Genomic DNA, 258 nt, shown 5'->3' with positions numbered 1-258 from the left:
GTTCTTCTTGGTTCCAGCGCAGATGAAAACCTGCCTCCTGTCGGTCCGCGTACACGCTTCAAGTGTCGTCGTGGTTTCAATACTGACCAGTGGGTTATCTGGACGCCGTGGACTGAATGGGGTAAGGAAGAAAAGCTTCTTCCGTTCCCTGAATGGCGTCAGCATCTGAAGCACCAAGACCTGTATCAGCTTCGTGAAGCTGGTCTCGACTTCGTGCGTATGCCTGTTGATCCGGCTGTTTTCCTCGCTTCTACGACA

Annotated in this window: 1 protein-coding gene; it reads left to right on the top strand. The window is 52.7% G+C overall.

The features are described 5' to 3' along the window. Positions 1 to 258, top strand: a 258-nt coding sequence (locus tag RMT89_RS44005; RefSeq protein WP_315889364.1) for a hypothetical protein, incomplete at both ends; no start/stop codon positions are given.

Source organism: Streptomyces sp. P17 (assembly GCF_032436805.1).
GTDB lineage: Bacteria > Actinomycetota > Actinomycetes > Streptomycetales > Streptomycetaceae > Streptomyces.
The sequence above is the reverse complement of the archived record's forward strand: the minus strand, read 5'-3'. Positions and strand labels throughout refer to the sequence as shown.